Annotated in this window: 13 protein-coding genes; 6 read left to right on the top strand and 7 right to left on the bottom strand. The window is 60.6% G+C overall.

The genetic code is table 11. The annotated features are described in order from the left end of the window. Nucleotides 1-55 precede the first annotated feature (55 nt). Entirely contained in the window at nt 56-3,529 is a 3,474-nt protein-coding gene (locus tag AC13QY_RS19490; protein WP_488493806.1) for an indolepyruvate ferredoxin oxidoreductase family protein, read from the bottom strand. Between the two features lie 304 nt (nt 3,530-3,833). Here AC13QY_RS19490 and AC13QY_RS19495 point away from each other — a divergent pair, with 304 nt between their 5' ends. Next, nucleotides 3,834-4,493, top strand: a complete 660-nt coding sequence (locus AC13QY_RS19495; RefSeq protein WP_113353966.1) for a glutathione S-transferase family protein — start codon at nt 3,834-3,836, stop codon at nt 4,491-4,493. 2 nt (nt 4,494-4,495) lie between these two features. Here the strand turns inward: AC13QY_RS19495 and AC13QY_RS19500 are convergent, their stop codons facing one another. Beyond that, nucleotides 4,496-5,392 (bottom strand): LysR substrate-binding domain-containing protein, encoded by an 897-nt coding sequence (locus AC13QY_RS19500; protein WP_113331898.1) that lies wholly within the window; start codon nt 5,390-5,392, stop codon nt 4,496-4,498. Between the two features lie 150 nt (nt 5,393-5,542). On the opposite strand from AC13QY_RS19500, the gene AC13QY_RS19505 reads away from it, so the two are divergent. Together AC13QY_RS19505 and AC13QY_RS19510 are read left to right on the top strand one after the other, a co-directional pair. Then, complete coding sequence (locus AC13QY_RS19505) at nt 5,543-5,728, top strand: hypothetical protein (RefSeq protein WP_113353964.1); 186 nt, start codon at nt 5,543-5,545, stop codon at nt 5,726-5,728. A gap of 28 nt (nt 5,729-5,756) precedes the next feature. Then, nucleotides 5,757-6,113: an MmcQ/YjbR family DNA-binding protein gene (locus AC13QY_RS19510; protein ID WP_113331900.1), complete on the top strand. Its 357-nt coding sequence runs from the start codon at nt 5,757-5,759 to the stop codon at nt 6,111-6,113. Between the two features lie 4 nt (nt 6,114-6,117). Here AC13QY_RS19510 and AC13QY_RS19515 read toward each other — a convergent pair whose 3' ends face one another. Beyond that, nucleotides 6,118-6,738 carry a glutathione S-transferase family protein gene (locus tag AC13QY_RS19515; RefSeq protein WP_113331901.1) on the bottom strand — a complete coding sequence of 207 codons (621 nt, stop codon included), beginning with the start codon at nt 6,736-6,738 and terminating at the stop codon, nt 6,118-6,120. Nucleotides 6,739-6,891: 153 nt separating this feature from the next. Further along, entirely contained in the window at nt 6,892-7,248 is a 357-nt protein-coding gene (locus AC13QY_RS19520; protein WP_015339137.1) for an ADP-ribose pyrophosphatase, read from the bottom strand. A gap of 126 nt (nt 7,249-7,374) precedes the next feature. Here AC13QY_RS19520 and AC13QY_RS19525 point away from each other — a divergent pair, with 126 nt between their 5' ends. Together AC13QY_RS19525 and AC13QY_RS19530 are read left to right on the top strand one after the other, a co-directional pair. Next, nucleotides 7,375-8,130, top strand: a complete 756-nt coding sequence (locus AC13QY_RS19525) for a DeoR/GlpR family DNA-binding transcription regulator (protein WP_488493810.1) — start codon at nt 7,375-7,377, stop codon at nt 8,128-8,130. An 80-nt stretch (nt 8,131-8,210) separates the two neighbouring features. Then, nucleotides 8,211-8,699: a DUF2127 domain-containing protein gene (locus AC13QY_RS19530; protein ID WP_095434223.1), complete on the top strand. Its 489-nt coding sequence runs from the start codon at nt 8,211-8,213 to the stop codon at nt 8,697-8,699. 15 nt (nt 8,700-8,714) lie between these two features. Here AC13QY_RS19530 and AC13QY_RS19535 read toward each other — a convergent pair whose 3' ends face one another. Further along, a complete protein-coding gene (locus AC13QY_RS19535) occupies nt 8,715-9,722 on the bottom strand; it encodes an asparaginase (RefSeq protein WP_488493807.1) in 1,008 nt (335 codons plus the stop codon). A gap of 99 nt (nt 9,723-9,821) precedes the next feature. Then, the gene (locus AC13QY_RS19540) at nt 9,822-10,448 is read right to left on the bottom strand and encodes a helix-turn-helix transcriptional regulator (RefSeq protein WP_113353959.1); all 627 of its coding nucleotides are present in this window, start codon (nt 10,446-10,448) and stop codon (nt 9,822-9,824) included. 101 nt (nt 10,449-10,549) lie between these two features. Here AC13QY_RS19540 and AC13QY_RS19545 point away from each other — a divergent pair, with 101 nt between their 5' ends. Next, nucleotides 10,550-11,974 carry an MFS transporter gene (locus AC13QY_RS19545; RefSeq protein WP_113353958.1) on the top strand — a complete coding sequence of 475 codons (1,425 nt, stop codon included), beginning with the start codon at nt 10,550-10,552 and terminating at the stop codon, nt 11,972-11,974. Here AC13QY_RS19545 and AC13QY_RS19550 read toward each other — a convergent pair. Beyond that, nucleotides 11,955-12,953, bottom strand: a complete 999-nt coding sequence (locus tag AC13QY_RS19550; protein ID WP_113353957.1) for an NAD(P)H-quinone oxidoreductase — start codon at nt 12,951-12,953, stop codon at nt 11,955-11,957. The genes AC13QY_RS19545 and AC13QY_RS19550 overlap by 20 nt on opposite strands. Between the last annotated feature and the right edge of the window lie 225 nt (nt 12,954-13,178).

The raw sequence follows: 13,178 nt of genomic DNA on the forward strand, positions 1-13,178 counted from the left end.
CAATTTCTTTGAACGTATGTCTCGTTATGCCTGCTTCAAGTTTCCGCCGCCGGCGTCATGCCGCATCTGCGGGTACATGCTGCGCCTCCCGCGGCACCTCATAGGCTTTCAGTCTGTCCGCTATCCTCACCATGATCGTCCGGCGAGCCTCCTCCTTGACCGGGCCAAAGCCTCTTATCTCATCAAACAGCGAGAGAATGGCAAGGGCTTCTGCCTCGTTGTCGTGGCGCAGACTGGAAAGCACACGCCCGGCGATCTCTTCGTATTCGGCAATCAGGCGGCGTTCCATTTGCCGTTCCGCCATATAGCCGAAGGGATCGAAAGCGGTGCCTCGTAGCCGCTTCATCGGTGCAAGCATCCGCAGCAGCGGCAGGATCCAGGCGCCGAACTCGCGCTTCCTTGGTCGGCCGTTCGGATCCTTGCCGCCGAGGATGGGTGGAGCAAGATTGAGGGCCAGCTTGAAATCTCCCTCCATCTCCTCACGCAATTGCGCTTCGAAAGCAGGATCGGTGAGTAGCCGGGCAACCTCATATTCATCCTTGTAGGCCAGGACCCGCGCATAAGTGACGGCGACGGCAAAGGGCACCTTGTCCGAAAGCCGCTCTTTTGTCGCCAGAGCATTGGCGTGGGCGACGAAAGCACCATAGCGCTCGGCAAGGGCCGCATCCTGATAGGCGATCAGATGCGCCTTGCGATGCCTGACGAGATCATCGAGACTCATGTCAGCCAGCGTCTTGCCGGCATCGGGCGCGACCATCAGGGCATGCACGGCCTGCGGATCATGCGCGAGAAGCCGGCCCCAATGAAACGCGGAGAGGCTCGCCTTGACGGCGACGCCGTTGAGCTCGATCGCCTTTTCGATCGCCTCCAACGATAACGGCAGCAGACCGCGCTGCCAGGCAAAGCCGGTCAGCAGGATATTGGTCGAGATCGCATCGCCGGTGACCTCGGTCGCGACATGACCGAAATCGAGGAAGACGGACTTATCGCTGACGGTCTTTGCAATCGTATGCTGGATCGAACCGGTCCTGAAGTCGAAATCGCGGTTGCGAACAAAATCGGCGACCGGCATGAGCCCGGTGTTGACGATGGCGGTCGTACGCGTCGTTGAGCAGAGCGTGACCGCATCCTTGGAGGCCCCAACCACTTCGTCCGCCGACAACAGCAAGTCCGCGCCGCCATTGACGATGCGCGAGGAGGTGACGTCTGTCTGGTTGAGACCGATGCGCAGATGGCTCATGACGGCGCCGCCCTTCTGGGCGAGGCCTGCCATGTCAAGGATCATCGGCACCTTGCCATCCAGATGCGCGGCCATGCCAAGGATGGCCCCGATGGTCAGGATGCCCGTGCCGCCGACGCCGGCTATCGCGATGTTCCAGGGACGATCGGCGATGGCAGGGATTTCCGGCATCGGCACGTCGATGTCGGCGTGGCCCAGTGCCTTCCGCTTGCGGCGCTTGCCGCCATGAACCGTGACGAAGGACGGACAAAAGCCTTTGACGCAGGAGAAATCTTTGTTGCAGCTCGATTGGTTGATCTGGCGCTTGCGGCCGAATTCCGTTTCCAGCGGCTCGACGGAGATGCAGTTCGACTGTACCGAGCAATCACCGCATCCCTCGCAGACAGCCTTGTTGATGAAGACGCGCTTGGCCGGATCTTCCATCAGGCCGCGGCTGCGGCGACGGCGCTTCTCGGCGGCGCAGGTCTGGACATAGACGATCGCCGAGCATCCTTCGGTCTCGCGCAGCGTCAGCATCACCTGATCGATATGGTCGCGATGCAGGACCTTGACGCCGGGCGCCAGCTCCGAAGCGCGATAGGCATCGGGATTGTCCGAGAGCAGATAGATCGGCCGGACACCCTCGTCATGCAACTGCTTGGTCACCAGTTGCGGCGTCAGATGGCCGTCGATCTGCTGCCCGCCGGTCATCGCTACGGCATCGTTGTAGAGCAGCTTGTAGGTGACGTTGACCTTGGCGGCGACGGACTGGCGGACGGCAAGAATGCCGGAGTGGAAATAGGTGCCGTCACCGAGATTGACGAACATATGCTTTTCGTCGGTGTAACGCGCAATCGCCGTCCACGGCACGCCTTCACCGCCCATCTGGGTGAAGGTCTCGGTGTTGCGGTCCATCCAGGTGGCCATGTAATGGCAGCCGATGCCGGCGATGGCGCGGCTGCCTTCGGGAACGCGGGTGGACGTATTATGCGGACAGCCTGAGCAGAAGAACGGCGTACGGTTCAGCGGCGCCACATGGCTGCGGCTGATCTGACCGCGCTCGGCAAGATAGGCAAGCTTGGCGGCAATGCGATCATGCAGGCCCTGATCGAGATCGAGCTTGACGATGCGTCCGGCGATGGCTCTCGCAACCGCGCCGACGGTCAGCGCCGAAGACAGGCTGAGATAGGGTTTGTCATGCTCGTCGAACTTGCCGACGATGCGCGGGCGCACATCGGCGCGCCAGTTGAAGAGCTGCTGTTTGATCTGGTTTTCGATGATTTCGCGACGCTCCTCGACGACAAGAACTTCGTCCAGCCCTTCCGAGAAATGGCGCACGGCCTCCGGCTCCAACGGCCAGGGCATACGCACCTTCAAGATACGCAGGCCGATACCAGCCATTTCCCGCGGGCCGATCTCCAGCTCGCGCAGCGCCTGCAGCACATCCTCATAGGCCTTGCCGGAGGAGATGATGCCGAAGCGGGCATTGGGAACATCATGGGTGATTTCGTCGACGCGATTGGCGCGGGCGAAAGCGATGGCCGCATAGGCCTTGTAATTCTGCAGGCGATCGTCCTGCACCAGCGGCGGATCGGGCCAGCGCAAGTTGAGGCCGCCGGGAGGCAGCTCGAAATCCGTCGGCAAGACGAACTGCCGCTTTTCTCCCGATAGATCGACGGCCGCCGTCGTCTCGACCGTATCGGCAATGAATTTCATGCCGACCCAGCAGCCGGAATAACGCGACATGGCGATGCCGAGCAGACCGTATTCGAGGAATTCGTGGATCGAAGAAGGATAGATGACCGGCATGACCGCCGACATGAACTCATGGTCGGTCTGGTGCGGAATGGTCGAGGATTTGGCGGAATGATCGTCGCCGGCAAAACAGAGGACCCCACCATGCCTGGAGGTGCCGGCGGCATTGCCATGCTTCAGCACGTCACCGGAGCGGTCAACGCCGGGGCCTTTGCCGTACCAGATGCCGAGCACGCCGTCCTTGCGGGCGCCGGGAGAAAGGCCGACCTGCTGCGAACCCCACACGGCCGTGGCTGCAAGGTCTTCATTGATTCCAGGCTGGAAGGTGACATCATGCGCGTCAAGGTAAGTCCGGGCCTTCAGAAGCTGCTGGTCGTAGCCGCCGAGGGGCGAGCCGCGATAGCCTGAAATGAACGTTGCCGTATTGAGTCCTGCGGCGCGATCACGCCGCATCTGCGTCATGGGCAGCCGCACCAGCGCCTGCAGGCCGGTCATGAAAACGCGGCCATCCTCAGCGGTATATTTGTCGTCTAGCGAAACGCCGGTCGCAAGCATCTGCTCTCCTCCCGAGATCGCAGTTACCGATTGCCCATGTACCTTTCACCGGATGCCTCCTACCGCATCCGACGAAAGCCATAACCGAACGGTAACATGCAGCGACGCTAATTTCTGAACGAAGGCTAGGCCTCGGCAGCATGATTTGCAAAGATTTAGACGGGCTGGCGGATATTTTCGTGCTTGCTCGGCGCTGGCCATCCGCCATCCATCACGAGCTTTCATCGCAGATATCAGCGGCAGGGTCTTTTACTCGCCCAAGCTGCCCAATAAGGTCGCGCCGACTCGAATCTGGGAGACCCATATGCTGACGATCTACGGTGTCTATCGCTCGCGCGCCTCGCGAAATTACTGGATGGCGGAGGAGCTCGGCATCGAGTTCAAATCCGTGCCTGTCATCCAGGCCAGCCGGCTTGCCAATCCGCTCGCTGCCGACGCGCCAATCAACACGATGTCGCCGGAGTTTCTGGCGGTCAATCCGATGGGCATGATCCCCTGCATCAAGGATGGCGATCTCGCGATGCATGAGTCGCTCGCCATCAACCTCTATCTCGCACGCAAATATGGCGGCCCGCTGGCTGGCAAGACGGTAGAGGAAGAAGGACTAATGTCTATGTGGACGATGTGGGCGGCGACGGAAGTCGAACCCTATAGCGTCGCGCTCGTGCGCATCTATGACAATGCGCAGGAAAATAGCGATGCCGGCAAGGCCGGGATCGCAGTCGCCTGCCGCTCGCTGAAGAAACCGCTCGACGTGCTCGAAAAGCACCTGCAAAACCAGGACTATCTCGTCGGCAATCGCTTTACCGCCGCCGACCTCAACCTGGCCGAAGTGCTGCGCTATGCCCAAACCGAGCAGGACTTGTTCGACGCTCGCCCGAAGATGAAGGCCTGGATCGAGCGCTGCCAGGCGCGCGATGCCTACAAAGCCATGCAGGCGACCCGCGGCAAGGAGCCGGTCTGACATTATTGGAAGAGACGCATGCTCTCTTCCATTTCCTCACGGATCCAGGCCTTGAAGGCGGTGACCTTCTTCGGCTCCCGCACGCCTTCGGCGGTGACGAAATAATGGCCGAAACCGGTTTTGGCGCGGATGCCGAAGGGATCGACGAGGCATTTCTGCTGGAGGGCATAGGCCGCCAGCGTCTGCCAGGCGAGCATCACCCCTTGCCCCGCTATGGCCGCATCCAGACAGAGCGATGCGTCGTTGAAGATGTGACGCTCTTCCATGCAATGGCCCGGGAGCCCGGCCTCGCGCAACCACACCTCCCAGCCGAACATCGCATGTCCGTCGATGACGGCGGGGACTTTCAGTATATCGACAGGCTCCTGAAGCGTCGCGGCAATCTGCGGCGTAACGACCGGGAACACCTCCTGGGCCAGCAGCAGCTCGGCCTTGACGCCGGGCCATTGCCCATTGCCGACCCGAATGCCAATATCGACATCAGACGTCGCCGGGTTGATCAGCCGTGTTGTGGCATCGATGCGCAGGCGGATATCCGGATGGCGGCCGGCGAAGCGGTCCAGCCGATAGACTAGCCAGCGGGCCGCAAAAACCGGTGCCACCGAAATGGTGAGGATATTCTCATCCTTGTGCTGCACAAGCGCAATTGCCGCCGAAAGCGCCTGAAATCCCTCGCCCAACCTTGCCAGCACCGCCAGTCCCGATGCCGTCACCGTCATCCCCTTAGGCGTCCGCTCGAACAGCGGCCGACCGAGTTGCGCCTCGGCCTTGATGACCTGCTGGCTGACCGCACCGACCGTCACGCCGAGTTCATCGGCCGCTGCCTGCAGCGAACCGAGGCGCCCGACCGCCTCCAGCGCGCGCAAGCCATTCAAATGAACGTTGTTGAGGTTTTTCATTATAGAATATCTATATCAGCATCCCCGCATTCTCAATTGCATCGAGCGCATATTCGCGCGATTATTGCACCATGAAATTGAAGACCGTCGCCGCTCGCTCGGCTGATGCCCTCACGGTTGCATCGATGCGAGCATCCAAGGAGGCATGCCATGTCGATCTTGAAGCTTTTCTTCAATCATCTTCTCGAAGAGGATCGCAAATCGGATAGCGATCCGTTGCAGCATCCCATGCTTGCGGCCATGTCGCTGGAAGAATTGGCCGATCTGCCGCTGATGCCGGAAAACCTGGGGCGGCCTATGGACAAGCGGACCATTCAGCCGGAAGAATGCGCATAAGAGAGTTAATCATGGCACTCACACGCGCATGACATCGAACCTAGGCATGGACGCCATAGCAGAACGATTGCAGCGGCTGGTGGCGCAAGCCAGGCTGCTCGAGGTCGAGCCTGGCCTTCATTATGGACTGCCGGCCTTCAAAGTCGGCGGCAAGGCGTTTGTGACCGTCAAGAACAACGAGACCATCGTGCTGTCGCTGCCGGTCGACCGCAAGGAACAGCTGATGGAAATGGCACCGAAGATCTATTTCCAGACGGATCACTACGTCGGCTGGCCATCCCTGCCGCTGCGCATCGCCGCGATCGGCGACGAGGAACTGGAGCTGCGCTTAGTCGAGGCGTGGCGATACCGCGCCCCGAAAAAACTTCTGGCAATGTTCGGCTGATCGATCAGCCCTGTTCGACGGCAAGGGCCTTCTGAACGGCCGGGCGCTCGAGCATACGCTGATAATGCGCGCTAACCTTGGGGAACTGCTTGATATCGACATTGTCTCCCGGCAGCCACTTCTCCATGGTGAAGAGATAGCCGTCTGCGACGGTATATTGCTCGCCCATCACCCAGGGACCCTTCAGCATCTTATCCTCGATCAAAGCGAAGCTTTCGGTCATGGTCTGCGGCACCTTGGCCTTCATCGTCTCGATGGCTGCCGCATCGTCGGTCCAGCGGTAGCCGCGTCCCTTGTGCGAATGGTTCACATGAACGGTGGAGACGATGTAACTGTTGAAGGACTGCATCTGCGCGAATTCGAAGGGGTCGTCGAGCGGTGCCAGCTTCGCGGCCGGTGCGATCTGGGCGAGATAGGCCATGATCGCGATATTCTCGGTGAGGACGCCGCGATCGGTCACCAGCGCCGGAACGCGACCTTTCGGATTGATGGCCAGATAATCCGGCTGGCGCTGATCGCCGTTGGCGAGGTTGAGGCGTCGGGGCTCGTAGGCAAGGCCGGATTCTTCCAGGGCGATGAGACTGGCGAGCGCGCAGCTTCCGGGCGCATAATAGAATGTCAGCATGTTCCGTTCCTCAATTGAATTCTGCAAGGAAGCTAAAACGAACCCGGCCGATACGGAAGTGGCTGATGCTGATGGGCGCCACAAAAGGTTTTGATCGATTAAGCCGATATCCCCATCCCCATTGGCTGGCTCAATGGGGATGGGCGGTTGATCTCAGGCGCAGCCTGGCACGTCTTCCAGCCTGTACCAGACGGGAATGCCGCGCTCGCGGGCAATGCGGACATCATTATCGGCGCCCTTGGAATCACCCGGCAACCTGAGAACACCCTCGCAAAGCTGCAGCAGGCGGCCGGCTGTCGGGTGGAAGATCTCTTCATAGAGATCGTCGCCGATGCTCTTGCCGCCGGCGGCATGCCAGACCGGCAGGGCGACCCATTCGCCGATCATGGGGAGATGACCTGCCTTGAACAGGGCATAGGACGGCTCCTCAAGGCGCTTGAGGTTTTCGGCCATCTTCTTCGGATCATCGCCGGTGCCGGAGCGATAGGGCCCCGCAATCAGGATCAACATGTCATGTCTCCATTCTGAGTACCTGCTTCCTGCAGGAATTTGCACGAATATGCGCATATTTTCTTGAATGTCGAATCGATTCTGATAAATTCATGATTATTCGTGATGTATCGTGCAGAAATCGACATGCTGACCAGCCAACGCAAAGCCCTCATCCTCGACAGATTGCGCCGGGACGGCCAAGTGATCGCCAAGGTTCTGGCCGACGAACTCGATCTGTCCGAAGACACGATCCGCCGGAATCTGCGGGAAATGGCAACGGAGAAGCTGCTGAAGCGCGTGCACGGCGGCGCATTGCCGCTGTCACCTGAGCTCCCCGATTTCACCGCGCGGCAGGCAGTCTCATCCGATGCGAAGCGACGGCTCGGCGCCTATGCGGCCAGCATGATCCAACCGGGCCGGACCGTATTTCTCGATGGTGGCACGACCAATGCCGAGATCGCCCGGCAGCTTCCGAAGGACCTTCCCGTCACCATCGTCACCCACAGCCCGACGATTGCTGGTGAGCTGGAGCATCATCCTCTGGCCGAGGTGATCCTGATCGGCGGCAAGCTCTACAAGCATTCGATGGTCGCGACGGGTGCTGCCGCCATGGCGGCCATCGCCTCGATAAGGGCCGACATCTTCTTTCTGGGCGTCACCGCCATCCATCCCGCCCGCGGCTTTTCGACCGGCGATTTCGAGGAAGCGGCCATCAAGCGACATATCGCGCAATGCTCGGCCGAAACCTATGTGCTGGCGACGGTCGAAAAGCTCGACGCAGCCTCACCATGCCAGATCCTGCCATTGACAGGCGTCTCCGGCCTGATCGTGCCCTCCGATATTCCGGAGGGGAGCCTGACACCCTATCGAGATATGGACGTGCCGATCTTCCTGGCCTGACCGACGGCCGGAGATCGGTATGCCTTGTCGTCGCCGCCGATCAAGTCTACCTGAATAGGCCCCAGAGGTTGTGATCGCCCATGAACGAACGACGCATTCATCAGCTCTTCGAAATCAGCGTCCTGTTGAAGGGCGCGCATGCCCTGATCGAATGCCTCGGCGGCCTTGTGCTCGCGCTCGTCAGCACCGAATCGATCCTTCGGCTGGCGAACCGGATCACCCAGCCCGAGCTGCTCAACGACCCGCATGATTTTATCGCGACCCATCTGCTCACATGGGCACAAGATTTCTCGGTCGGCACCAAGAATTTCTATGCCTATTACCTCTTGAGCCATGGGCTGGTGAAGGTGTTGCTGGTCATCGGCCTGCTCCGGGGCAAGATGTGGGCCTATCCGGCCTCGCTGGTCGCCTTGGGCCTTTTCATCGTCTACCAGCTTTATCGCTTCACCGACACGCATGGCATCGGGCTCATCATCCTCACCATCTTCGACCTCGTGGTCATGGTTCTCATCTGGCAGGAGTACAAGGTCGTCCGGCACCATGTACCGGCTCAGAAAACGAGCGGCTGAGACGAAGAGCCTAACCTATGCCGTCAGCGCCGCTGCCGGCCTGATATCGCCGACATGGATGCCGTTCCAGTTCTTGAAGGATCGTTCAGCCATCGCCATTAGGCCAGCATAAACAGCGCCGTCCTTCTCGAAGAAGCGGGCCAAGGTTGCGGCCACCATGACTTCGGCGGCACGGCTGTTGCCATCGTCGCATTTGAGCGCGATAGCAATGCCCTGCTCGGGGATCGCCGCGCAAAATACACCCTCGGCGCCGGTCTTGGCGAAGATGCGGCCGGGGGCAATCTGCATCAGCCTAGTGCAGGCGCGGTCGGTGCCGGCAACGTAGAAGGGTTCGGCCATGCATGCCTCGAACAGCCGGCGTGACGCCTTGGCGCGCAACGGCTCCAGGCCGATGCCGGTCGCCATCCTGGCGAAGCCATGGGCCAGTCCCTTCAGCGGAACCGCATAGGTCGGGATCGAGCAGCCATCCGTGCCGCAATTGTCGTGCGTGAGAATGGCGCCGGTCAGGCTCTGCATCGTATCACGGACCTGCTGCTGCAGCGGATGGTCATAGCCGACATAGCCCTTGGGATCGATGTCCTGATGACAGCAAGCGCAGACGAAGCCGGCATGCTTGCCAGAGCAATTGTTATGCAGCGCCGTCGGCGTCTCAATGGTGCGGGCCTGATGGATTGTTGTTTTCAGGTTGGAGGACCAGTGCGCGCCGCATTCGAGCGTGCCGACATCGCGGCCGGCGCGAGCCAGCATCGCGGCGGCGAGTGCAACATGCTCGTCCTCGCCATTGTGGGAGGAACAGGCGAGCGCCAATTCCTTGTTGCCGAAGCCATAGGCTTCTGCCGCACCGCTTTCGACCAATGGCAACGCCTGCATCGCCTTGCAGGCGGAGCGCGGAAAGACGCCGCTTTCGATATCACCGAGCGAGAAGACCAACTTGCCATCGCCATCGACCGCAACGATGGAACCGCGATGGCGGCCCTCAACCAGAGAGCCACGGGTGACTTCGACGCAAACAGGATTGGACATGGGGGACGCAGCCTTTGATTTGCTTGACGGCCAGTGGTAGCCGCTGCCCCCTGAATTGCCAATCGCCGATATTAGCGAGCAGCATCAAAAAGCAATCTCTCAGGCTGCGTCACGGATCCTGTAGGCGCAACGCCGAGCGCCGAGCAGGATATGCTCCTCCCGTTCGACATCAGCGCCGAGCACCATACGGAAAGTCTCCAGCTCGGATCGACAGAAGCCGGCACAGGCAGATGCGGCGGCGCAGATGGGACAATGGTTCTCCACCAGCACCAACGAACCGTCATCGTCCTGCCAGTGATCGGCCATATAGCCTTCCTGCGTGCGGATGGCAGCAAGGCTCGCGACTCGTGAGGGCAGATCGGCCGTCAAATCGATTTCGCTGCGATAGCGCCGAAGCGTCTCCGTTTCGCGTGCCGAGATGACAGCATCGACGGCCCCCTGCCCCAGCTGGCTGGCCATGGTGGCAAGCAGGGTGGCGGTCAGATCTGCATGGCCATCGGGAAACTGCCGATTGCCGGCCGCCGTCAGATGCCAGAACTGGCGCGGTCTGCCTCTGCCGGCGGAAGCTTCCGCTACAGGCTCGACCAACCCTTCCTCCGCCATCTTCGTCAGCTGCTGACGGGCTGCTTCCGACGATATGCCGAGCGCATCGCCGACAGCCGCTGCCAGCTGCGGCCCGTCGGTTTTCAACAGGATCAGAATTCGATTGGCAGGTGACTGACGCATTTTTCCAAGTTTTCTCTTGTTTTAATCCGACAAGGATGTAATTTTCCAAATTATAACTTGGAAAATAATCAACCGCTAGGGAAAATACCGAGGATTGCCCGATGTCCAGCATCGAAACCACAGCTCACCTCAAATCAGCCTCCATCTTCACGCTGTTCTCGCCAAGACTTCTGCCTGCGACACTGATGCTGGGCGGAGGCGTCACGCTTTATGCCGTCGAATCCTACATCACCGCCACGATTGCGCCCTCGATCGTCCGCGATATCGGCGGCCTCGAATTGTTCTCGTGGATGACGACGCTTTTCGTCGCCGCAGGCGTGCTCGGCTCGATCACGGTTGCGACCCGGCCGAAAGGAATAGGCTTGCGTGCCGTCTATGTTGCAGCGGCGCTCACCTTCGGCGTCGGCAGCCTAGCTTGCGCCATCGCGCCGACCATGCCCGTGCTGCTGATCGGTCGCGCCGTTCAGGGATACGGCTCCGGCATGCTGTCCGGCCTCGCCTATGCCTTCATTCGTTTCATCTATCCGGAACCCCTGTGGCGCAGGGCCTCTACGCTCTACGCTGCCATCTGGGGTGTAGCGACCGTACTCGGGCCGACGCTCGGCGGCCTCTTCGCCGCAGGGAGCGCCTGGCGAGAGGCCTTTCTCATCCTCGTCCCGGTGGCTGTCCTCATGACGCTCTCGGGGCGCTGGCTGCTGCCCGATGTCGCGGACGATCGGATCGACACCAGAACGCCGCTGATCCAGATCATACTTCTGCTTGCCGCAGTTCTATTCGTGAGCATTGCCGGCACGATCGAACATGGATCCTACAAGATGGTGCTGATCGCAGCTTCGATCGTGCTTATTGCAACGATGGTGCTGATCGAGCGCAAGAGCGAAGTGCGCCTCCTGCCCTATGGCGCCGTCATGCTCAGCAACCCCATCGCGCGGCTCTATTTGACGATATTCACGATGATGCTGGTGCTGACGAGCGACATCTATATCCCCTACTTCCTGCAGACGCTCCATGGCGTAACGCCACTGGTCTCAGGCTATCTCGTGGCGCTGGTAGCGCTCGGCTGGACCATCGCGGCCTTCTTCAGCAACTCTTTCTCGGGTCGGCCAGCGGCCATCGCCATCGTCAGTGGCTGCATTCTGGAAACGGCCGCAACCGCATCGCTGATCCCGTTCCTGGCAACGAATACGCCCTTCGACACCATCGTCAGGTTCGCGCCGGCCGTGATCGCCATGTTCCTGATGGGATTCGGCGTCGGTCTCGGCTGGGCGCATCTTGTAACCAGGATCATTGGCATCGCCCGCAGGACCGAACAAGACAAGGCCTCGGCGGCGATCTCGATGACACAGTCGCTGGGCGGCGCATTCGGTGCCGCGCTCGCCGGCGTCATCGTCAATGGAGCGGGCCTGACCCATCCGGGTGGCATTGCCGGCGGCCTCTCTGCCGCAACATGGCTCTATGCGCTGATGGCCATACCCGGCCTTATCGCCGTCGTCCTGTCACTGACGATCAAGCCAGCTGCAGCATGATCTTACCGATGTGATCGCTGGTTTCCATCAATCGATGTGCCTCGACCACATCGTCGAAAGAGAAGGTCCGATAGATAACGGGGGCAACCGTGCCCTCGTCCAGCAGCGGCCAGACTTGGGACAGCAGGTCGTCGCGGATGGCCCGCTTTTCCTCAGCCGTGCGCGGGCGCATGGTCGAACCGGTCACGGTCAGCCGCTTGACCATGATCGGCGCAAGGTTTGCCCTATCCGCCACCGCGCCGCCAAGGAAAGCAATGATGGAAAGGCAGCCATCGCGGGCAAGCGAAGCGAGGTTCTTTTCCAGATAGGCGGCGCCGATCATGTCGAGGATGATATCGACGCCATGTTCCGTCTCGGCCTTGATGACCTCGGCGAAATCCTCTTCTTTATAATTGATCGCCCGCTTGGCGCCGAGCTTCTCGCAAGCCTCGCATTTTTCTTTCGATCCGGCGGTCGCATAAACGGTCGCGCCGAAAGCGCGGGCAAGCTGGATCGCCGTCGTGCCGATGCCGCTGGAGCCGCCGTGGATCAGCACGCTTTCGCCTTCGGTGAGGCCCGCCATCTGGAAGAGATTGGCCCAGACCGTGAAGAACGTCTCAGGCAATGCCGCTGCGCGCACCGCATCATAGCCGTTCGGAAATCGGAGCGCCTGGCCGGCGGGCAGGATGCAATATTCGGCATAGCCACCGCCATTGGCGAGGCCGCAAACCTTGTTGCCGATCGAAAACTCCGTCACGGCGGGCGCGACATCGACCACTTCGCCCGATATTTCGAGACCGAGGATCGGACTTGCCTCCTTCGGTGGGGGATAGGTGCCCTGCCGTTGCGCCACATCCGGCCGATTGACGCCGGCGGCCTCGACGCGGACCAGGATCTCGCCCGGCTGCAAGACCGGCAGAGGCTTTCGGGCGATGGTCATGACCTCTGGTCCGCCAAAGGACGGCAAATCCACGAAACGCATTTCAGACGGCAAGGGCATGGCGCTATCTCCTCTCCCAGCAAAGCAGTGGAGATAGTTTAGCGCAAAGCGCTTGAAAAGGACCGAGTGCCGGAGGGCGTCAATTCGTCTCGGCCAAGCCGAGGAATGCCACGCCCATGGCGCTTTCCTTTGCCTTCGCCTTGATACCCGCAATGGAGGTGCTGACCCGGCTGATATTGTCGATCACCAGCCCCTCCGGCAGTTGCAGGATGCCGATCGAGCAGC

This window comes from Martinezella sp. CNPSo 3795, from assembly GCF_057784475.1.

What these genes read in the sequence shown, in the direction of transcription:
- AC13QY_RS19550 (WP_113353957.1), bottom strand. Translation starts at nt 12,953, where the DNA reads ATGCCCTTGCCGTCTGAAATGCGTTTCGTGGATTTGCCGTCCTTTGGC.
- AC13QY_RS19530 (WP_095434223.1), top strand. Translation starts at nt 8,211, where the DNA reads ATGAACGAACGACGCATTCATCAGCTCTTCGAAATCAGCGTCCTGTTG.
- AC13QY_RS19545 (WP_113353958.1), top strand. Translation starts at nt 10,550, where the DNA reads ATGTCCAGCATCGAAACCACAGCTCACCTCAAATCAGCCTCCATCTTC.
- AC13QY_RS19490 (WP_488493806.1), bottom strand. Translation starts at nt 3,529, where the DNA reads ATGCTTGCGACCGGCGTTTCGCTAGACGACAAATATACCGCTGAGGAT.
- AC13QY_RS19540 (WP_113353959.1), bottom strand. Translation starts at nt 10,448, where the DNA reads ATGCGTCAGTCACCTGCCAATCGAATTCTGATCCTGTTGAAAACCGAC.
- AC13QY_RS19525 (WP_488493810.1), top strand. Translation starts at nt 7,375, where the DNA reads ATGCTGACCAGCCAACGCAAAGCCCTCATCCTCGACAGATTGCGCCGG.
- AC13QY_RS19500 (WP_113331898.1), bottom strand. Translation starts at nt 5,392, where the DNA reads ATGAAAAACCTCAACAACGTTCATTTGAATGGCTTGCGCGCGCTGGAG.
- AC13QY_RS19505 (WP_113353964.1), top strand. Translation starts at nt 5,543, where the DNA reads ATGTCGATCTTGAAGCTTTTCTTCAATCATCTTCTCGAAGAGGATCGC.
- AC13QY_RS19520 (WP_015339137.1), bottom strand. Translation starts at nt 7,248, where the DNA reads ATGTTGATCCTGATTGCGGGGCCCTATCGCTCCGGCACCGGCGATGAT.
- AC13QY_RS19515 (WP_113331901.1), bottom strand. Translation starts at nt 6,738, where the DNA reads ATGCTGACATTCTATTATGCGCCCGGAAGCTGCGCGCTCGCCAGTCTC.
- AC13QY_RS19495 (WP_113353966.1), top strand. Translation starts at nt 3,834, where the DNA reads ATGCTGACGATCTACGGTGTCTATCGCTCGCGCGCCTCGCGAAATTAC.
- AC13QY_RS19510 (WP_113331900.1), top strand. Translation starts at nt 5,757, where the DNA reads ATGACATCGAACCTAGGCATGGACGCCATAGCAGAACGATTGCAGCGG.
- AC13QY_RS19535 (WP_488493807.1), bottom strand. Translation starts at nt 9,722, where the DNA reads ATGTCCAATCCTGTTTGCGTCGAAGTCACCCGTGGCTCTCTGGTTGAG.